Source organism: Saccharothrix violaceirubra, assembly GCF_014203755.1.
Lineage (GTDB): Bacteria > Actinomycetota > Actinomycetes > Mycobacteriales > Pseudonocardiaceae > Actinosynnema > Actinosynnema violaceirubrum.
This window is the reverse complement of record NZ_JACHJS010000001.1, coordinates 6289138-6308671: the sequence shown is the minus strand read 5'-3', so window position 1 is coordinate 6308671 and position 19534 is coordinate 6289138. Positions and strand designations below refer to the sequence as shown.

The window sequence follows — 19534 nt, the reverse complement described above, 5'->3', positions numbered from 1 at the left end:
TGCCACCGTCGAGGGTGTCCCGACACCCGACCCGCTGGGCCCGGCCCGCTGTGCGCGACGACGGCCGCCTGGCGCCCGACCTCGGTGCCTGAGTGCACAACTCGCGGTGTCTGAGTGCACAACTCGCGGTGCCGGAACGCATAACTCGCGGGTCAGACCTCGATCACCGTGCCGTCGGGCACGATCTCCACCCCGGCCTCCACCAGCTTGGCGTGCTCGGCCGACGACGGGTCCAGCACCGGGTTGGTGTTGTTGAGGTGCGTGTAGACCCGCCGCACCCCCGGGTGCCGCCGCAGCTCCGGCAACGTGTGCGTGATCGGCAGGTGCCCCATGGCCGCCTGTCCGCCGGAACGCCCCGTCGTCACCCCCATCTCGGCCGGCGAGTAGAACGTCCCGTCCAGCAGCGCCACGTCGGCCTCGGCCACCAACGCGTCGAAGCCGTGCGGCCACGCCGCCAGGCAGGGCGCGTACAGCAGGATGCCCCCGGTGGCCGGGTCGAAGAACCGGTACGCCACCACCCAGTGACCGTCCACGTCGGAATCGGTGTACTTGGGCCGCTTGCCGCTGATCGGGAAGGCGGTGACCTCCAGCCCGCCGGTCAGCGTGAACGTCTGCTCGGGCTCGACCTGCCGCCACGACCACCCGGCGTACCGGTCGAGCGTCGCACGCGTGCCGGCCAACGCGTGCAGCACGGTCGCGGGCGCGTACACCCGCAGGTCCGCCGCACCGCGCAGGGTCAGCAGCCCCGACATGTGGTCGATCTCGGCGTCGGTGAGGAGCGCCCCGCGCACGGGCGTGTCGCGCGGACCGGGGCCGGGTGCGACCGCGGGCGTCGACACGAGCTGCGACCGGATGTCCGGCGAGGCGTTGACCAGCCACCAGTCCACGCCGTTCCCGCTCACCGCGAGGCAGTCCTGGGTGCGCGGCGAGAGCCGGCCGGCCCGCACCTCGGCACACGTCGGGCACGCGCAGTTCCACTGCGGCACGCCGCCGCCGGCGGCCGTGCCCAGCACCACGGTCTTCACAGGGTGGCCTTCCGCATCCGCAGGTCCTCCGGGGTGGCCGCGTCGAGGATCGCCTCGACCGCGGGCCGGTGCGGCGACAGCGAGCACACCGGATCGGTGTTCGCCGCGTCGCCGGTGAGCTGGAACGCCTGGCAGCGGCACCCGCCGAAGTCGATCTCCCGGCGGACGCACGACCGGCACGGCTCGCGCATCCAGTCCGTGCCCCGGAACGCCTCGAACGACGGCGAGTCGTGCCAGATCGCCGCCAAGGGCCGGTCGCGCACGTTCTCCAGCCCCAGCCCGGTGATCACGGTCGCCGCCGGGCACGGCAGCACGGTCCCGTCCGGCGCCACGGTGAGCTGCCGCGCGCCCCACCCGTGCATGCACGGCTTGGGGTGCGCCTCGTGGTAGTCGGCGATCACGTGCACGATCTCCATGTCGGTGTGCGCCCGCGCCGCCGCCACGACCCGGTCGGCCTCGGCGAGCTGCGCGCGGGACGGCAGCAGTGCGGCGCGGTTGCGCAACGCCCACCCGTAGTACTGGGCGTTGGCCAGCTCCAGCCGCTGCGCGCCCAGTTCCGCCGCGAGGGCGATGATCGCGCCGACGTGGTCGACGTTCAGCCGGTGCAGCACCGCGTTGACGGTCAGCGGCAACCCGACCTCGTGCACGGCCTGTGCCGCCTTCAGCTTGTGCCGGAACGCTTTCACGCCCGCGATCCGGTCGTTGTCGGCCTGGTCGGCGTCCTGCACGGACAGCTGCACGTGGTCGACGGCCAGGTCCGCGAGCCGTTCCGGGGTGAGCCCGAGGCCGCTGGTGACGAGGTTGACGTAGCAGCCCAGCCCGCTCGCGTGCGCGGCCAGGTCGGGCAGGTCCCTGCGGGCCAACGGTTCCCCGCCGGACAGGTGCACCTGGAGCACGCCGAGCGCACGCGCCTGGTCGAACACCGAGCGCCACGCGGCCGTGTCCAGTTCGGCCTCCCGGCGGATCAGCTCCACCGGGTTCGAGCAGTAGCCGCAGCGCAACGGGCAGCGGTGGGTCAGCTCGGCGAGCAGCCCGAACGGCGCCTCAGCCATCGACGTCCACCACCCGCCGGTCGGCGAGCCGGTCCACCAGTTCCGCCACGTCGGCCGGCTCCACACCCGCGTAGTCGACCGCGAGCCGGTCGGCGATCGTGCGCACGGACGCGACGCCGTCGCACAACGCGATCACGGCCGCCGCCGTGTCGTTGAGCACCAGCACGCCCTCCGGGAACAGCACGACGTGCCCTGACCGCACGTCGTCGAAGGCGACCTTGACGCCTTTTCGCAGCCGAGGAACGGAATCCGGTCCGGTCACGGTGACTTCCGCGCGTAGTAGTCGACGGTGTCCAGGATCGAGCGCAGCACGTCGCATTTGAACTCCAGCGCGGCGATCGCCGCCTCTTGTCGTTCGAGCGTGGGACAGTTGCGCACCACTATGTCCAAAGTGGACTTTCCTTCGTCGGAGACGACCTCCAGCCGGGACGTGAAGTAGGCGAAGCCCTCCTCGGCGATCCACGGGTAGTGCGACCGCATGTCCGCCAGGCGCCGTGCCATCAGCGCGCCGGAGAACATCTCGGTCAGACCGGACGCGACCGCCTCGACCCACGGCCGCGCACGGGCGAACGTGACGTACGCGTCCACCGCGAACCTGGTGCCGGGCAGCACGTGCCGCTCGTCGAGCACCTCCTCGCGGGTCAGGCCGACCGCCTCGGCCAGGCGCAACCAGTTCTCCGCACCGCCCTCGCCCTGGTGCGTGCCGTCATGCCAGACGATCCGCTCGCGCCAGCGCCGCCGCACGTCCAGATCCGGGCAGTTGGCCAGGATCGCGGCGTCCTTCTGCGGGATGCGGCGCTGGTAGTACCAGCGGTTGGCCGCCCACAGCCGCAGTTCGCGCGGCTCCAGTTCGCCCGCGTGCAGTCGCAGGTGGAACGGGTGGTCGTGCCAATAGCGGTCCTTGAGCGACCGCATCCGTGCGATGAAGTCCTCGGCGGGCAACGGCTCCGGCATCAAGCCACCTCTCGGTCGGCGCCGTGCCGCGGCGCACCGGCCGCGGCACGGCGGTGTGGCGGTGCTCAGCCGCGAGCGGCGTAGGCCGTGATCTCCATCGGGGTGTCGACGTCCCGGAAGTCCGGCTTGACCCAGGTCGGGCGCTGCTCGGCGGGCGCGGTCTTCGGCTCCTGTGCTGACATGTCGCGACTCCTCGGATCGGTGTTGCTGCGTTCCGTGGGTGCGGCGGCGCGAGGACCACGGTATGACGGCCGGCTCCCGAGCACAGCGGCGTCGGGCGCGCTACCGGCCGTCGTGGAGGTACAGACCAACTTTCCCAGCCGGTCACGCGGTGTGCCAGATCGGAACCGGTTGATTTCCGCGAAGTTTTGACACCTCGTCTCGACTCGCTTCCTGTGATGGCACGGCGTTCAGTTGCGCGCCGCCGGCAGCCCGCGCAACCGGTCGAGCACGGCCGGGTCCTGGAGCTGCATCCACTGGATCACCTCGGTGTAGGTGGCGCAGACCGTCTCGGCGCTCGCGCACACCTCGCCGAGGAACCCTTCCACGGCCTGGGTGAACGCACCGCCCGCCCAGTCGTTGAAGTGGTTGCCCACCACCAGGGGCGCGCGGTTGCCGTTGAACGCGACGGTGTACGCCGAGCGGTAGGTGTCCAGCACGATCCGGGAGTACTCACCGGGCGGACCGGGGTCGTTCTCGGCCGCGCCGTTGAGCGCGTACCAGAGGTTGTAGTCCATCATCACGACCCGCTTGCCCAACGCGGGCACGCGCATCTCCGGCAGCGGGAACTCCCACAGCCCGTCGCGCACCTCCGGCCACACCACGCCCAGGCTCACGTGGCTGGTGTCGTACACCAGGCCGTGCTGCCGCATCGCCGGGAACGCCTGTGCCCAGTCGCCCTCCAGACAGGGCGTGCGGCCACCGCGCACCGCCGCCGGGTCGAGCGTGAAACCCTGCTGCCGCGCGCGTTCGACGATTCCGGTGAACTGGTCCAGTTCGCGGTTCCACTGCTCGGTCGTCCACACGCCGACACTGGGCTCCGCTCCTTTGCAGTAGTGGCCGTTGTAGTGGGTGCCGATCTCGTGCCCGGCCGCGATGGCGTCGTTGAGGTAGCCGATCCGCAGGGCCACGTCCGCCCGCGAACCGCCGAAGCCGATCGACGAGACGCCTGCGGCGTGGCCGGGACCGGTGTAAGTGGACGCGTCCGAGTCGGGTACCAGGTAGGTGCCCGACAGCAGGCCGGTCACGTGCGCGTTCGTCCGGCTGGCCAACGGCATGATCCGGTCCCAGTGCGCCTTGGACGCCGCGCCGTCGAACGAGAACAGCACGAACTGCGGCGGCTTCTCACCGGGAGCCAGCCGGTGCATCCACGCGGGCGGATTCGGGTGCGGCGGCACGGTCGGCGGCGGTGCCGCCACGCCGCTGGTCCCGACGGGCGCGGTGGGCCGCGGCACGGCCACGTCCCCGGTCCGGTCGCCGGGCTCGGCCTCGCCCGCACCCCGCACCGCGAGGACGACGAGCGCTATCACCAGCGCGACCGCGGTCGACACCGCACTCCATCGCTTCACGTTGTCAAGACGACGATGCGCGCGGCGAGGTTGCGCCCACCCCCGGACCCGGCCCGAAGTCTTCGGGCCCGCGCGAGCCTACGTGCGCGCCGACCTCGTGCCGAAGTCCACGCGGGCAGGTCGAGCCACCGCACTGGTCCGGGGTCGCACGTCGCCGGCGCCGCGCCGAAGGGCCTGGCCTTCGTCCGCCGGGCTCGGCGACGGGCACGGCGCGGGCGCCCGGTCGTCCTCGCGCCCGGTCTTCGTACGTCGGGCTCAGCGTCGGGGCGTCGCGATCACCACGCGGTTCTCCTCGTACCCGGCACCGCCGCCGACCCAGCGCCCGCCGCACGTCACCAGCACCAGCCGGTGCGGTCCGCGCGGCCCGAAGAACTCGACCGCCTTCGCCGGCAGCTCGTCCTTCCGCACGGTCACGACCTGGGACACCGTGTACGCGAACTCCTTGCCCGCGTTGTCGACCACGACCACCTCCTGCCCGTCCTCGGCACGCCAGAGCACCTCGAACGGACCGGTCATGCCCTGCCAGTCCACGTGGCCCGCGAGCACGGTCGCGCCCTCGCCCGCACCCAGGTCGACACCCCACCAGGTGGCCTCGCCGACCCCGTCGGGCACGGGCAGCACGCCGTCGGCCGTGACCTCCTTGCGCACCAACGCGGCCGTGCCACCACCGGGCAGCCGCACGGTGCCGGGCGTCTGCCCGGTCGGGGGCGGAGTGGTCGTCGGCGCGGGCGTGGTCGGACCGGACGGGGGCTGGAACCCGGCGGGCACGCCCGCGAGATCAGGCCCCCGTCCCGTCCGCATGCTGTCGCCGAGCGGGTTCGGCGTGACCGGCGCACCGGGCCGGGCGACGCCCGCCGTCACGACCGGGGGCCAGTCGAACGCCGTCACGACGGCGACCACCGCCGCGACGACGGCCACCGCCGACGCGATCCGCACGGTCGGCCTGCGCGCGGAGGAACCACCGGCCCGCCGGCTCCGCACTGTCCGCATCAAGCGCGCGTCCCGGGTCCGCGAGGTCGACCGCGCCGGTGGCTTCCGCGCGGACACGTCGTCGGCTCCCGTCCGCGGCGCCGGTCCACCGGCCGCGTCCCGCGCGGTCCTCCGTGGCCCGTCGGCTCCGGTTGGCCCGGCCGGACTTCCGGTCGTCCCGTCGGCCTCGGACCGCGCGACCGGTCTTGCCGGCGCCGATGTCACGGGGACACCGTCGACCGCCGTCCACGAAGTCGCCGAATCCCCGTCCCGCGCGGACACCCGATCACCTGGCTCGCGCGCGGGCACGTCGTCGGCCGCGCCACCCGTCCTCATGTCCGTGCCGTCGCCCGCCGCCGCACCCACGCGCCGAGCAGGACGCCCGCGACGAGCACGCCGCCGCCGTAACCGATCAACGCACCCGCGTCGGTCCGCGTGGTGGACGCCCCCGTCGCGACCACTCCGGAACCGTCCACACCGGCCGGGATCTTGAGCGGCACGATGGGCTTGTTCGGCTTGTTCCGCAACGCCAGGTCGACCTTCTGGCCCGGTTGGGCCGTCGTGCACACCTTGGGCGGCGCGTTCGGGTCGAAGTCCTCCTCGTAACCCCTCGGCGCGGCGACCTCGACCACGCACACCTCCTGCGGAGTGCGCACCTCGGGCACGGTGATCGACCCGTCGTCGGCGGTCTGGATCACCACCGGCTTGTCGTCGGCGCCGACCAGCGGCCGGTCGTCCTGGCCGATCGCGGGGGAGACGCCGTCACCGGCCGTGAACCGCAGGGCCACACCGCCGATCGGCCGGCCGGTCTCGCTGTCGGTCTTGACCGTGCGCACCTCGGCGGGGGCCGTCCGGGCGACCGTCTCGGCCTGCGCGGTCAGCTTCTTCTCGCCGCCGGTGGTGACGATCCGCTGCATGGCGGCACCCTGGCCCTGGTCCGGCACGTGCACCACCGGCCGGTCCGCCGGGCTGTCGAGCTTGACGACCAGCGACACCTCCTCCTCGGTGGGCGTGACCTGGACCTCCAGTGCCGTGCCGTCGGTCGGGGTGGTGAACTCGCCGGTCGTGCCGCCGTTCTCCAGCTCGCCGCCGACGACCTCCACGGTCAGCGGAGCGCCGCGGACCGGGCTGTCGTCGGCCTTGGTCACGTCGATCCGCCACGCGCCGGGCGTGCCGATGGTCTGCGAGTCCTCGGGCTCGGTGGCCGTCACCGTCCAGGGTCCCCTGTTGGCGATCGCGTCCTGACGCAGCGTGTTCACGGCCTGTTGGGCGGTCGGCGGCAGCCCGTCATAGTGGAACTGCTCGTCGTAGGCGACGGTCAGGTAGGTGGCCACGTCCGGGTCCAGCTCCAGGCCCGGCTGGGGCGCGGCCGTCCACGAGTGCAGCAGGTGCGCGAGCGCGGCCGACTCGTCCGCCGAGGTCGTCGTCGAGTACCGCAGCAACAGGTAGGAGATGTAGGAGGCGACGTCGTCGGGCAGGTCCGCGCCCGCCTTGGTCCTCAGCTCGTCGCCGTCGCTGTACTCGACATCCGAATCGGGTGCGAGCAGCGCGTACTGCACGCACCACACGTGCTTGCCGCGCCAGATGTAGGAGCCGACCCAGTCGGTGTTGCCGGGCTTGGCGATGTAGCCCTGCGCGGGGGTCGTGTACCCGATGCCCTCCTCGGCGGCGGCGTCCGAGACGCCCGGCGCGACCAGCAGGACGACACCGACCGCGACCGCTGCGGCGCCGAGACGTCTCCACCTCATGCGTGACCCTCATCCCTCGGGATCTCCGGCGAACCCACCGGAGGTGAGCCTTATGGGTCGTCGGAGTTGCGGACAAGCCACCGGCAGGATGAGATCCCGACTACGCTCCGCAGGCGATTGTGGATTCACGATCGACAGTGTGGGTAAAGTCCCTTTTACCGACGGGAACCGACCGGCTGTCGTGGTCGTTGAACCCCGTGACGGCGTCAGCACGCCACAGGAGGACGAGGTGCGTACCACCAGCAATCCCGCGTTCCGCAACCTGCCGACCGGCGGGCAGCAAGCGGGCTACGGTCAGCAGTACGGTGCCCCGCAGTTCGGGGGCTACCAGGGTGCGCCGCCCGTCCAGGGCGAGCGTCCGATCACCATCGACGACGTGGTGACCAAGACCGCCACCACGCTCGCGGTCACGATGGTCACCGGTTTCATCTCGGCCTACCTCGTGCTCACGGGCGCGGCCCAGTGGTACGCGCTCGCGGCCCCGGGCTGCATCGTCGGCCTGATCATCTCCCTGGTCATCATCTTCAAGCGGACGCCCAGCGCGCCGCTGGTGCTGGCCTACGCGGCGTTCGAGGGCCTGTTCCTCGGCGGCGTCACCGGTTTCTTCGAGGGCATGTTCCCGGGCATCGCCTGGCAGGCCATCCTCGGCACGTTCGGCGTGTTCGTCGCGATGCTCGTGGTCTACAAGACCGGCGCGATCCGGGTCACCCCGCGCCTGACCAAGTGGATCATCGGCGCCACGGCCGGCGCCGCGATCCTGATCCTGGCCAACCTGGTCCTGTCCTGGTTCGGCGTGAACTCGGGCCTGCGCGACGGCAGCACCCTGGCGATCGTCTTCAGCCTGGTCGTGATCGGCATCGCCGCGTTCAACTTCCTCCTCGACTTCGAGGCGGCGAACGAGATGATCCGCAGCGGTGTCCCGTCGAAGTGGGCGTGGTGGGCCGCGTTCGGCCTGATGACCACCCTGGTCTGGCTCTACCTGGAGATCCTGCGACTCCTGTCGTACCTCCAGCGGGACTGACCTCCCTCTCACCCGAAAGCCGCCCCTCGCCGAGGGGCGGCTTTCGTTTACCGCGAGTTGTACGTTCGGACACCGCGAGTTGTGCGTTCAGGCACCGCGAAATGTGCGTTCAGGATCAGCTCAGGCGTTCCAGCACCATCGCCATGCCCTGGCCGCCGCCCACGCACATCGTCTCCACGCCGAACCGCTTGTCGTGGAACCGCAACGAGTTGATCAACGTCGTGGTGATCCGCGCCCCGGTCATGCCGAACGGGTGGCCCACGGCGATCGCGCCGCCGTTGACGTTCAGCCGGTCCAGGTCGATGCCCAGTTCCCGGTAGCTCGGGATCACCTGGGCCGCGAACGCCTCGTTGATCTCGAACAGGTCGATGTCCGCCACGCCCAGCCCCGCGTTCGCCAACGCCCGGCGCGTGGCCTCCACCGGGCCCAGCCCCATGATCTCCGGCGACAACGCCGACACGCCCGTGGACACCACGCGCGCCAACGGCGTGATGCCCAGTTCGGCCGCCCGCGTGTCACTCATGATCACCAACGCCGCCGCGCCGTCGTTCAACGGGCAGCAGTTCCCGGCCGTCACGCGGCCGTCGGGCCGGAACACCGGCTTGAGGCCCGCCACGCCTTCGTACGTCACGCCCGACCGCGGCCCGTCGTCGGCCCGCACGACCGTGCCGTCCGGCAGCGTGACCGGGGTGATCTCCCGCGCCCAGAACCCGTTCGCGATCGCCTCCTCGGCCAGGTTCTGCGACCGCACGCCGAACTCGTCCATCTCCTGCCGCGTCACGCCTTTGGCCAGGGCCAGGTTCTCGGCGGTCTGTCCCATCGCGATGTAGACGTCCGGCAACACGTCCCGCTCGCGCGGGTCCGTCCACGACGGCCCGGGAGCCGCCGTCCGGGCCTCGGCGTCGGCGAACGCCGGGTTGTGCGTGTCCGGCCACGAGTCGGAGCTGCCCCGCGCGAACCGCGACACCATCTCCACGCCGGCGCTGACGAACACGTGCCCCTCGCCGGCCTTGATCGCGTGCAACGCCATCCGCGTCGTCTGGAGGCTCGACGCGCAGTACCGCGTCACGGTCGTCGCCGGCAGCCCGTCGTACCCGGCCAGCACCGCGACCACGCGGCCGAGGTTGAACCCCTGCTCGCCGCCGGGCAGGCCGCAGCCCAGCATCAGGTCGTCGATCGTGGCGGGGTCGAGCCGCGGCACGGCCGCCAACGCCGCGCGCAGCACCTGCACGGTCAGGTCGTCGGCCCGCATGTCCTTCAACGAACCCTTGCCCGCGCGACCGATGGGCGACCGGACGGCGGAGACGATCACGGCCTCGGGCATTACGAAACTCCCTTGTCTCGTCGAAGCTGTCCTCCAGCGTAGTCACGCCGGACCACACGACCGCATATACGCTCGGACCGTCCTCGCGACCGCCGGGAAGGGATCGTCCGTGGAGTACGTCGAGAACGTCGTCGACCTGGTCGGCAACACCCCTCTGGTCAAGCTGAACGCCGTCGCGCACGGCCTGCGCCCGCTCGTCCTGGCCAAGGTCGAGTACCTCAACCCGGGCGGCAGCGTGAAGGACCGCATCGCCCTGCGCATGGTCGAGGCCGCCGAGCGGGACGGCTCGCTCAAGCCGGGCGGCACGATCGTCGAGCCCACCTCGGGCAACACCGGCGTCGGCCTGGCGCTCGTGGCCCAGCAAAAGGGCTACAAGTGCGTCTTCGTGTGCCCGGACAAGGTCAGCGTCGACAAGCGCAACGTCCTCAAGGCGTACGGCGCCGAGGTCGTCGTGTGCCCGACCGCCGTGCCGCCCGAGCACCCCGACTCCTATTACAACGTGTCGGACCGGCTCGTCGCCGAGATCCCCGGCGCGTGGAAGCCCAACCAGTACGCCAACCCGGAGAACCCGGCCAGCCACTACCACGGCACCGGCCCCGAGCTGTGGCGCCAGACCGGCGGGCGCATCACGCACTTCGTCGCGGGCGTCGGCACCGGCGGCACGATCTCCGGCACCGGCCGCTACCTCAAGGAGGTGTCGGAGGGCCGCGTCCAGGTCGTCGGCGCCGACCCCGAGGGCTCCGTCTACTCCGGCGGGACGGGCCGGCCCTACCTCGTCGAAGGTGTCGGCGAGGACTTCTGGCCCGACGCCTACGACCGCGACGTGTGCGACGAGATCATCGCGGTGTCCGACAAGGACTCGTTCGACCTCACCCGGCGCCTGGCCCGCGAGGAGGGCCTGCTCGTCGGCGGCTCGTGCGGCATGGCGGTCGCGGCGGCCCTGCGCGTCGCCGAACGCCTGGGACCCGACGACGTCGTGGTCGTGCTGCTGCCCGACGGCGGTCGGGGCTACCTGTCCAGCGTGTTCAACGACCAGTGGATGGCCCGCTACGGCTTCCTGCCCCCGGACAGCTCCGGCGCCACCGCGGGGGACGTGCTGCGGCGCAAGGACGGCACCATGCCCGACCTCGTGCACGGCCATCCCAACGAGACGGTCGCCGAGGCGGTCGCGATCATGCGCGAGTACGGCGTCTCCCAGATGCCGGTCGTGAACGCCGAACCGCCGGTGATGGCGGCCGAGGTCGCGGGCGCGGTCAACGAACGCGACCTGCTCGACGCGTTGTTCACCGGCAAGGCCAAACTCGCCGACCGCTTGGAGGCGCACATGTCGCCCCGGCTGCCCACGATCGGCGCGGGCGAGTCGATCGGCACCGTGATGGACGCGCTGTCCTCAGCGGACGGTGCGCTCGTCCTCGACGACGGCAAGCCGGTAGGTGTCGTCACCCGGCAGGACATCCTGGGTTTCCTCGCAGGTCGCTGACGCGCGATGTTGTACGGTCGCCGACGCTATCGGGTGACTCATCCGCTAGCGTTGGCCACCGACTCATACGCCTACGGCCCACGCCAAGGGGGTTGGAAACTCCGATGAACGCTCCTCAGCCGCCAGGAAACCAGCATTTCGGCGGCAACAACGAGCAGGGACAGGGTGCCCAGCAGCCCCCGAACGCCGACGCGACCCAGGTCGTGCCCGGCGCTTCCCAGCCCCCCGCGTTCCCGCCGCCGGAGGCGACCCAGGTCGTGCCCTCGGGCCCACAGCCCGTCGCGAACCCGGACGCCACGCAGGTCGTCCCCGGTGGAGGTGCCGTGCAACCCCCGCAGTCCAACCCCTACGGGCAGCCGCCCCAGCAGCCGCCGTCGGGCGGGTTCCCCGCCCAGCAGCCGCCTGCCTACGGCCAGCAGCCCCCGCAGTACGGGCAGCCGCAGCAGCCGCCCGCGTACGGCCAGCCGCCCCAGGCGCCGCCGTCGCCGTACGGCCAGCCGCAGCAGCCCGGCTACGCCGCCGCGCCGCCGTCCAACCCGTTCGGCCAGCCCGCGCAGCCCGGCTTCCCGGGCGCCCAGCCGGCCGGCTGGGGCGCGGCCCCCGCCGGTTACGGCGCCCCGCCCCCGCCCGGCGGCTACGCCGAGTGGGGCACCCGCCTGATCTCCGGCCTGATCGACTTCGCGGCGCCGGGTGCGGTCATGTACGTGCTGGTCCTGATCGGTGGCCTCACCGGCGACCTGACGATCTCGTTCATCATCAGTTCCGTCGCCTACATCGCGGTGATCGCGTACTTCATCTACAACATGGGCTACCTCCAGGGCACCACGGGCCAGTCGATCGGCAAGCGCATCGCCAAGACCCGGCTGATCTCCGAGGAGACCGGGCAGCCGATCGGCTTCGGCATGGCGATCGTCCGCCACCTGTGCCACATCGTGGACGGCCTGCCCTGCTACGCCGGCTTCTTCGCCCCGCTCTGGGAGGTCAAGAAGCAGACCTGGGCCGACAAGATCATGAAGACGGTCGTCGTCAACTACGCGACGCCCGCCGGCCCGCTGCCCGTCCCCGGCCAGCAGCAGCCGTACGGCTACGGCCAGCAGCCCGGCTACGGGCAGCAGGCCCAGCAGCCCGGGTACGGCCAGCAGCCACAGCAGGGTTACGGCCAGCAGCAGCCGCCCCAGCAGTGGTGATCGGACAGTGATCGAGGACTGCCCGCGGGTACCCGGTACCCGCGGGCAGTCGCCTTTTCCGGGCCGTAGGCTTCGGCATATGGACCAGTACGGTTTCGCGACCAAGGCCATCCACGCCGGGCAGGAACCCGACCCGACCACGGGTTCGGTCATCGTCCCGATCCACGCCACGTCCACCTACGCCCAGGACGGCGTCGGCGGCCTGCGCGACGGGTTCGAGTACTCCCGCACCGGCAACCCCACCCGGGCCGCGCTGGAGGAGTGCCTCGCCGCGCTCGAAGGCGGCACCCACGGCCGCGCGTTCGCGTCGGGCATGGGCGCGACCGACACGGCCCTGCGCGCGCTGTGCCGCCCCGGCGACCACGTGATCATCCCGAACGACGCGTACGGCGGCACGTTCCGCCTGATCGACAAGGTCTTCTCGCACTGGGGCCTCACGCACACGCCCGTGCCGCTGTCCGACGTGGACGCCGTGCGCGCCGCGATCCGCCCGGAGACCAAGGTCGTCTGGGTCGAGACGCCCACCAACCCGCTGCTCAACATCGCCGACATCGCGGCGCTGGCCGAGATCGCGCACGCGGCCGGCGCGAAGTTGGTCGTGGACAACACCTTCGCGTCGCCGTACCTCCAGACGCCGCTGGCCCTGGGCGCGGACGTGGTCCTGCACTCGACGACCAAGTACGTCGGCGGGCACTCGGACGTCATCGGCGGCGCGCTCGTCACCTCCGACGCGGAGCTGGACGCGGCGTTCGGCTTCCTCCAGAACGGCGCGGGCGCGGTGCCCGGTCCGTTCGACGCGTGGTTGACGTTGCGCGGCATCAAGACTTTGGCGCTGCGCATGGAGAAGCACTCCGACAACGCGGAGCTGGTGGCGGCGGCCCTGCTCGACCACCCCAAGGTGACCCGCGTGTACTACCCGGGTCTGCCCGAGCACCCCGGCCACGACGTCGCGGCCCGCCAGATGCGCCGCTTCGGCGGCATGATCTCGTTCTCCGTCGACGGCGGCGAGGACGCCGCGCTGAAGGTCTGCGCCCGCACCCGCCTGTTCACGCTCGCCGAGTCGCTGGGCGGCGTCGAGTCCCTGATCGAGCACCCGGGCCGGATGACCCACGCCAGCACGGCCGGCTCCCTGCTCCAGGTGCCCGCCGACCTGATCCGGATCTCGGTGGGCATCGAGTCGGGCGACGACCTGGTGGCCGACCTCCTCACCGCCCTGGACTGACCCGCCGGCCCGGACCACCGTCGCTCCGGGCCCGCGAGTCATGTGTTCGGACACCGCGAGTTGTGCGTTCGGACACCGCGAAACATGCGTTCGGACACCCGACGTCAGCGTGGCCCGAACCGGGCCGCCGACCGCTCCTTCGCCTTGGCGGCCTCGACCTCGCGGTCCTTGGGCGGCGCGGTCGTCACGAGGCTGTCCAGCAGCACCCGGGTCGCCTCGGCGACCGCGCGCACGGCCTGGTCGAACGCCTCCTGGTTGGCGGCCGACGGCTTCGCGGCCCCGCTGATCTTGCGGACGTACTGGACCGCGGCGGCGACGACCTCGTCCTCGGTCGCGGGCGGTTCGAAGTTGTGGAGCACACGGATGTTGCGGCACATGCGTCCACTATCGCCCAGGTCAGGGCTTGACGTCGTACCTGATGTTCTCGGCCTTGGCCGGCACCGTGGGCAGGTCCTCGACACAGCCGCCGACGTACTCGACCACGCCGTCGTGCTGCACGAACCGGCCCGGCTCGCACCCGGCGTGCGCGACGGTCAGGAAAGCCGCGCCGGTGAGCGCGGCGGCCGTGGCCACCGCTCCGACGAGCGGGAGCACCGCGGTGACCCGTCCCGCGACAGCCATGGCACCTCCCCAGGTGAGAACGCCCCGGCACCGAGGGTACCGGTATCGGTCCAGCCGCATGGCGCGAGTACCGCCGATTCCACGCGAAAGGCCGGTCCGGGTTCACCGGACCGGCCTCGGGCGGGAAACGTCAGAGGTTGCCCCGACGTTCCTGCTCGCGCTCGATGGCCTCGAACAGGGCCTTGAAGTTGCCCTTGCCGAAGCCGAGCGAACCGTGCCGCTCGATCAGCTCGTAGAAGACGGTCGGCCGGTCGCCGATCGGCTTGGTGAAGATCTGGAGCAGGTAGCCGTCCTCGTCGCGGTCGACCAGGATCTTGTGCTCCTTGAGCACCTCGATCGGGACGCGCACCTCGCCGATGCGGGCACGGAGTTCCGGGTCGTCGTAGTACGAGTCCGGGGTCTCCAGGAACTCGACGCCCGCCGCGCGCATGGCGGAGAGCGTGGCGACGATGTCGTTGGTGGCGAGCGCGATGTGCTGCACGCCGGCACCCTCGTAGAACTCCAGGTACTCGTCGATCTGCGACTTGCGCTTGGCCACCGCGGGCTCGTTGAGCGGGAACTTCACGCGGTGGTTGCCGTTGGAGACGACCTTGCTCATCAGGGCCGAGTAGTCCGTGGCGATGTCGTCGCCGATGAACTCCGCCATGTTCACGAAGCCCATGACGCGGTTGTACCACTCGACCCAGTAGTCCATCTTGCCCAGCTCGACGTTGCCCACGCAGTGGTCGACCGCCTGGAACAACCGCTTGGGCGCACCCTCGGGCCGCACGACGGTGCTCGTGCGCACCTCGTACCCGGGCAGGTAGGGGCCGTCGTACTTCGACCGGTCGATCAGCGTGTGGCGGGTCTCGCCGTAGGTCGCGATCGCGGCCACGCGCACGGTGCCGTGTTCGTCCGACACGTCGTACGGCTCGTCCAGCACGGTCGCGCCCTGCGCCCGTGCGTGCTCGACGCACTTGTCGACGTCCGCGACCTCCAGCGCCAGGTCGACCACGCCGTCGCCGTGGCGGCGGTGGTGGTCGAGCAGCGGGCTGTCGGGCGCGACGCCGCCGTTGATCACGAACCGCGCCGATCCGGACTTGAGGACGAAGGACTTGTGGTCCCGATGTCCTGTCTCGGGGCCGCGGTACGCGACCAGCTCCATGCCGAACGCGACCTGGTAGAACCAGGCGGTCTGGGTCGCGTTGCCGACCACGAAGACCACCGCGTCCATGGCGCGGACCGGGAACGGGTCCTTGGAACCGTCGTAGTCGACCAGTCCCACGAGCTGGCGGAGCTGGTCGTAGCTCACGTCGTCAAGCTGCTGCGTCATGGCTCACAGCATGCGTTCGGTGGTCAGGGTGAGCAACTCTTCCCGTCATCGCTGAACAATTTGTATAGTTGATTATGACTTCCGATCGGCAGATCGAACACTCTGACCAGGCTCTCGACGCACTGGACGCCCGGCTGCTGTTGCTGCTGACCGACGAACCCAGGTTGGGCGTCCTGGAGTGCTCGCGCCGTCTGGGCGTCGCAAGGGGCACCGTCCAGGCGCGTTTGGACAGACTCGTGGCCAGGGGCGTGCTGACCGGTTTCCCGCCGGCCCTCGACCTGGCCGCGATGGGCTACTCGCTCACCGCGTTCGCCGTGCTGGAGATCGCCCAGGGCCGGCGGCGGGAGGTGTCGCGCGGCCTGGCATCGATCAACGAGGTGTGCGAGGTCCACGCCACCACCGGCCAGGGCGACCTGTTCGTCCGCCTGGTGGCCCGGTCGAACGCCGACCTGCAACGCGTGATCGACTCGATCGTCGACGTGCCCGGCGTCCAGCGCCTGTCCACGTCGATCGCCCTGTCGACCCCCGTCCCCCCGCGCGTCCGCCCCCTGCTCGAACAGTCCCTCTAGTCCTTTGCCGGAATACGCATCCGGGCGCCGCGGAATACGCGTTCGGGGCCCGGACACGCGAAAACGGCCGCCCCGCGGAGTGGGACGGCCGCTTTCGCCCGAAGATCAGGCCGAGTAGGGGACCGACTTGATGAGCGTCACCTTCATCGTGCTGCCGTTGGGCAGTTCGTACTGCCGCGTCTCGCCGTCCTTGGCGCCGAGCAGTGCCTTGCCCAGCGGGGAGGAGGGGGAATACACCTCCAAAGCGCCGTGCGCGCCTTCTTCGCGGGTCGCGAGGAGGAATTCCTCGGTTTCGTCGTCGCCGTCGTAGCGGACCGTGAGCACCATTCCGGGCGCGGCGACACCGGACGTCGTGGGGGCCTCGCCGACCTTGGCCACGCGCAGCAGCTCCTGGAGCTGGCGGATGCGGGCCTCCTGCTTGCCCTGCTCCTCCCGCGCCGCGTGGTAGCCGCCGTTCTCGCGGAGGTCGCCCTCTTCACGCCGTGCGTTGATCTCCGCGGCGATGACCGGGCGATTCTCGATCATCTCGTCCAGCTCCGCCTTGAGCCGGTCGTAGGCCTCCTGGGTCAGCCAGGTCACCTCGGTGTCGCTCACGGTCACCAACTCCTTGTCGTGCTCCAAGCCCCGGAGGGCCGGCAGTTCCCGGACGCACGCGCCCGGAACGGAAAAACACGGCCCGCGCCGGGGCCGTGCTGAAACGCCAGAGTAACATGCCGAGAACGCCTGACGGCCCCCTTTTGTTCCCCCCGGACGCCGCCAAAGCCGCAGATCACCCGCTTGGCCGCTACCTCGTGGACAGGTAGGGCGGCACCTGGTAAGAGCACCCGAACACCTCGCCGGTGGTCGGTCGTTTGGAGGTCCGGACGACGGTCTTGGGTCGCACCGTCTCCGCACCCGCCGGCACCAGGACCTCGCGCCGCCCGGCCTCGTCGCCGTCGTCGGCGCGGGCCCGGACGATGCACACCACGGGACGGTCGGGGGTCTGCCGGAACACCTCGAACGTCACCGCCACCGACGAGTCGTCCAGCACCTGGAACGCGGTCTGCTTCGCCTCCACGGGCGCGGTGCCGAGGTTGCGGTAGCCGACCCACGCCACGACTCCGCCGACGAGCACGCCGACGACGGGCAGCGACCACCGTGCCCAGCGGGGCAGCGGACGCCGGGGCCTGCCGTACCTGCCCTCGGGCGGACCCGCCTGAACGGCCACCTTCCACCGCCTTCCAGCTCGTGGGGAACAATGGCCCTCGACCACCACGTTGAGTGTCGCAGGGGCCGAACGGACCCCGTTCGGCAGGGGCAAGGGGAGGACCACGACCCTCATGGTTGAGACGCTGCGCCTGATGGCGGTGCACGCGCACCCCGACGACGAGTCCAGCAAGGGCGCCGCCACCATGGCCCGTTACGTGGCCGAGGGCCACGAGGTCATGGTCGTGACCTGCACCGGTGGCGAGGCGGGCAGCATCCTGAACCCCGCGATGGACCGGCCCGAGGTGCTCGAGAACATGGGCCCCATCCGTCGCGAGGAGATGCGCCGCGCCGCCGAGATCCTCGGCATCGAGCACCGCTGGCTCGGGTTCGTCGACTCGGGGCTGCCCGAAGGCGACCCGCTGCCCCCGCTGCCGGAGGGCTGCTTCGCGCTGGTCCCGTTGGACGAGTCGACGCCGCCGCTGGTGGAGGTCATCCGCGAGTTCCGCCCGCACGTGATCGTCACCTATGACGAGAACGGCGGCTACCCGCACCCCGACCACATCCGCTGCCACGAGGTGTCGATCGCCGCGTTCGAGGCGGCCGGCGACCCCGATCGCTACCCGGAGCTGGGCGAGCCGTGGCAGCCGTTGAAGCTCTACTACTCGCACGGCTTCTCCCGCAAGAAGCTCGTGGCCTTCCACGACGCGATGCTCGCGCGCGGCCTGGAGTCGCCGTACGACGAGTGGCTCAAGCACTGGGACGACGGCAAACCCGACGTCATTGAGCGCGTGACCACTCAGGTCGAGTGCGCCGACTACTTCCCCCAGCGTGACGAGGCCCTGAAGGCCCACGCCACGCAGATCGACCCGACCAGCCGCTGGTTCGCCGTACCGCTGGACCTCCAGCGCGAGGTGTGGCCGACGGAGGAGTACGAGCTGGCCCGGTCGCTGGTCGACAGCACCGTGCCCGAGGACGACCTGTTCGCGGGCGTCCGCGAGAAGGTGATCACCGGATGAACCCCTGGACAGGCACGACCGCGATGGTGCTCGTGCAGCCGTCGACCGACAAGGACCCAGGCGGCCAGCAGGAGGACTTCGGCAAGTCCTCCCCGCTGGGCCTGCTCCTGCTGGTCCTGTTCTTCATCGCGGTCGTGTTCCTCGTCCGCTCGATGAACAAGCACCTCAAGCGGGTTCCCGCGTCGTTCGACCCGCCGCCCGAGGAGTCGGGGAAGAAGCCGGACTGACCTGCCGGTACCAGACGCGCCGGGCGGGCACGGACACGATCTCGCGTTCCGGGTAGCGCACGGCGGTCAACGCGCCGCCGAACGCGCACCCCGTGTCCAGGCACAGGGTGTTGTTCTCCCACGTCGCCTCCCGGACCGGGGTGTGTCCGTAGAGGACGGTCGCGGCACCCGTGTACTCCAGGGCCCACGGGTGCCGGACGGGGAAGCCCCGGTCGTCCAGCGCGCCGGTCGACTCGCCCCAGATCGCCAGGCCGCGGGACTTCGCCGACTCGCGGCCGTGGTACCGCTCGGGCAGCCCGGCGTGCGCGACGACCAGCCGTCCGCCGTCGAGCACGTAGTGCGGCACGAGCGCGTCGCAGAACTCGGCCACCTCGCGGCGGAACTCCGGCGACTCGTCGTCGAGCTGCGCCAACGTCGTCTCCAGACCGTGCGCCACGACCACGTTGTGGCCGTTCAACGCCCGCACGAGCTTGTCCTCGTGGTTGCCGCGCACCGACAGCGCGGTGCCCGCGCGCACCATCGGCATCGCCAGCCGCAGCACCCCCGGCGTGTCCGGCCCCCGGTCGACCAGGTCGCCGACGAACACCGCCGTCCGCCCGTCCGGGTGCGCGCCGTCCACGTAGCCGAGCAGTCCCAGCAGTTCGCGCAGTTCGTCCGCGCACCCGTGCACGTCGCCGATCACGTCGAACGGCCCGGTCAGGTGTCGCAGGTCCGAGCGCGCCGGCACGACCCGCACCGCGAACGGCTCGCCGCCGGTCAGGTGGACGGGCCGGAACCCCTCGTCGCGCAGCCGGTCGTGGGCGCTGATCGCGACCGGGCGGACGTGGTGACGCCGGGCGATCCGCACCAGTTCCCGCCGGTCGCCGCCCTCGACCAGGGTGAGCACGCCCGCCGCCGCCCGGCGGGTGATCTCGTCGAGCCGACGTCCGGGCACCGCGTCCGGTGCCGTCACGTCCACCAGCACGACCAGCGACCCGTCCGGGACCTCGATCTCCATGCCGGCCAGTCTTCCCCCTCGGGACGCCGATCGGCGGCGGTTTTAGTGTGGGTC

The 19534-nt window shown here is 71.3% G+C and carries 21 protein-coding genes and 1 pseudogene; 7 read left to right on the top strand and 15 right to left on the bottom strand.

Features of this window, described 5'->3' with window-relative positions; all coding sequences use genetic code 11:
- Positions 1-152 precede the first annotated feature (152 nt).
- The 8 genes from pqqB to F4559_RS29040 form a co-directional block, all read right to left on the bottom strand.
- Positions 153-1025, bottom strand: a complete 873-nt coding sequence (pqqB, locus tag F4559_RS29075; RefSeq protein WP_184674108.1) for a pyrroloquinoline quinone biosynthesis protein PqqB — start codon at positions 1023-1025, stop codon at positions 153-155.
- The gene (gene pqqE, locus F4559_RS29070; RefSeq protein ID WP_184674106.1) at positions 1022-2077 is read right to left on the bottom strand and encodes a pyrroloquinoline quinone biosynthesis protein PqqE; all 1056 of its coding nucleotides are present in this window, start codon (positions 2075-2077) and stop codon (positions 1022-1024) included. Before pqqE ends, pqqB begins: the two co-directional genes overlap by 4 nt.
- Entirely contained in the window at positions 2070-2339 is a 270-nt protein-coding gene (gene pqqD / locus F4559_RS29065) for a pyrroloquinoline quinone biosynthesis peptide chaperone PqqD (RefSeq protein ID WP_312865878.1), read from the bottom strand. The genes pqqE and pqqD overlap by 8 nt, the downstream gene beginning before the upstream one ends.
- A complete protein-coding gene (pqqC, locus tag F4559_RS29060) occupies positions 2336-3031 on the bottom strand; it encodes a pyrroloquinoline-quinone synthase PqqC (protein WP_184674104.1) in 696 nt (231 codons plus the stop codon). Before pqqC ends, pqqD begins: the two co-directional genes overlap by 4 nt.
- A gap of 65 nt (positions 3032-3096) precedes the next feature.
- Entirely contained in the window at positions 3097-3213 is a 117-nt protein-coding gene (gene pqqA, locus F4559_RS29055) for a pyrroloquinoline quinone precursor peptide PqqA (protein ID WP_184674103.1), read from the bottom strand.
- Positions 3214-3441: 228 nt separating this feature from the next.
- Complete coding sequence (locus F4559_RS29050; protein ID WP_312865877.1) at positions 3442-4581, bottom strand: polysaccharide deacetylase family protein; 1140 nt, start codon at positions 4579-4581, stop codon at positions 3442-3444.
- 273 nt (positions 4582-4854) lie between these two features.
- The gene (locus F4559_RS29045) at positions 4855-5589 is read right to left on the bottom strand and encodes a class F sortase (protein ID WP_184674100.1); all 735 of its coding nucleotides are present in this window, start codon (positions 5587-5589) and stop codon (positions 4855-4857) included.
- A 311-nt stretch (positions 5590-5900) separates the two neighbouring features.
- Entirely contained in the window at positions 5901-7316 is a 1416-nt protein-coding gene (locus F4559_RS29040; protein WP_184674098.1) for a hypothetical protein, read from the bottom strand.
- A gap of 229 nt (positions 7317-7545) precedes the next feature.
- Between F4559_RS29040 and F4559_RS29035 the strand changes: the two genes are divergently transcribed.
- Complete coding sequence (locus tag F4559_RS29035) at positions 7546-8337, top strand: Bax inhibitor-1/YccA family protein (RefSeq protein ID WP_184674096.1); 792 nt, start codon at positions 7546-7548, stop codon at positions 8335-8337.
- A gap of 115 nt (positions 8338-8452) precedes the next feature.
- On the opposite strand, the gene F4559_RS29030 is transcribed toward F4559_RS29035, so the two are convergent.
- A complete protein-coding gene (locus F4559_RS29030) occupies positions 8453-9661 on the bottom strand; it encodes an acetyl-CoA C-acetyltransferase (RefSeq protein ID WP_184674094.1) in 1209 nt (402 codons plus the stop codon).
- 109 nt (positions 9662-9770) lie between these two features.
- On the opposite strand from F4559_RS29030, the gene F4559_RS29025 reads away from it, so the two are divergent.
- The 3 genes from F4559_RS29025 (at position 9771) to F4559_RS29015 (ending at position 13550) form a co-directional block, all read left to right on the top strand.
- A complete protein-coding gene (locus F4559_RS29025) occupies positions 9771-11141 on the top strand; it encodes a cystathionine beta-synthase (protein WP_184674092.1) in 1371 nt (456 codons plus the stop codon).
- A 104-nt stretch (positions 11142-11245) separates the two neighbouring features.
- Positions 11246-12328 carry an RDD family protein gene (locus F4559_RS29020; RefSeq protein WP_184674089.1) on the top strand — a complete coding sequence of 361 codons (1083 nt, stop codon included), beginning with the start codon at positions 11246-11248 and terminating at the stop codon, positions 12326-12328.
- Between the two features lie 79 nt (positions 12329-12407).
- Complete coding sequence (locus F4559_RS29015) at positions 12408-13550, top strand: cystathionine gamma-synthase (protein ID WP_184674087.1); 1143 nt, start codon at positions 12408-12410, stop codon at positions 13548-13550.
- Between the two features lie 104 nt (positions 13551-13654).
- Here F4559_RS29015 and F4559_RS29010 read toward each other — a convergent pair whose 3' ends face one another.
- The 3 genes from F4559_RS29010 to hppD all read right to left on the bottom strand — a co-directional run bounded on the left by F4559_RS29010 (position 13655) and on the right by hppD (position 15483).
- Positions 13655-13927 carry a DUF2277 domain-containing protein gene (locus tag F4559_RS29010; RefSeq protein ID WP_184674085.1) on the bottom strand — a complete coding sequence of 91 codons (273 nt, stop codon included), beginning with the start codon at positions 13925-13927 and terminating at the stop codon, positions 13655-13657.
- A gap of 19 nt (positions 13928-13946) precedes the next feature.
- Complete coding sequence (locus tag F4559_RS29005; RefSeq protein WP_184674084.1) at positions 13947-14171, bottom strand: hypothetical protein; 225 nt, start codon at positions 14169-14171, stop codon at positions 13947-13949.
- A 130-nt stretch (positions 14172-14301) separates the two neighbouring features.
- Entirely contained in the window at positions 14302-15483 is a 1182-nt protein-coding gene (hppD, locus tag F4559_RS29000) for a 4-hydroxyphenylpyruvate dioxygenase (RefSeq protein WP_184674081.1), read from the bottom strand.
- A gap of 74 nt (positions 15484-15557) precedes the next feature.
- On the opposite strand from hppD, the gene F4559_RS28995 reads away from it, so the two are divergent.
- Positions 15558-16052 carry an Lrp/AsnC family transcriptional regulator gene (locus F4559_RS28995; protein ID WP_184674079.1) on the top strand — a complete coding sequence of 165 codons (495 nt, stop codon included), beginning with the start codon at positions 15558-15560 and terminating at the stop codon, positions 16050-16052.
- Between the two features lie 105 nt (positions 16053-16157).
- Here the strand turns inward: F4559_RS28995 and greA are convergent, their stop codons facing one another.
- Positions 16158-16652: a transcription elongation factor GreA gene (greA, locus tag F4559_RS28990; RefSeq protein WP_312866013.1), complete on the bottom strand. Its 495-nt coding sequence runs from the start codon at positions 16650-16652 to the stop codon at positions 16158-16160.
- A 184-nt stretch (positions 16653-16836) separates the two neighbouring features.
- Positions 16837-17259 carry a DUF4307 domain-containing protein gene (locus F4559_RS35610; protein WP_312865876.1) on the bottom strand — a complete coding sequence of 141 codons (423 nt, stop codon included), beginning with the start codon at positions 17257-17259 and terminating at the stop codon, positions 16837-16839.
- Positions 17260-17371: 112 nt separating this feature from the next.
- On the opposite strand from F4559_RS35610, the gene mca reads away from it, so the two are divergent.
- Both mca and F4559_RS28975 read left to right on the top strand, forming a co-directional pair.
- Complete coding sequence (mca, locus tag F4559_RS28980) at positions 17372-18256, top strand: mycothiol conjugate amidase Mca (RefSeq protein WP_184674073.1); 885 nt, start codon at positions 17372-17374, stop codon at positions 18254-18256.
- A complete protein-coding gene (locus F4559_RS28975) occupies positions 18253-18483 on the top strand; it encodes a hypothetical protein (RefSeq protein WP_184674070.1) in 231 nt (76 codons plus the stop codon). The genes mca and F4559_RS28975 overlap by 4 nt, the downstream gene beginning before the upstream one ends.
- On the opposite strand, the pseudogene F4559_RS28970 reads toward F4559_RS28975, so the two are convergent.
- Positions 18425-19387 (bottom strand): annotated as a pseudogene (locus F4559_RS28970) (metallophosphoesterase); the annotation flags it as partial. The gene F4559_RS28975 and the pseudogene F4559_RS28970 overlap by 59 nt on opposite strands.
- Positions 19388-19534: the final 147 nt, after the last annotated feature.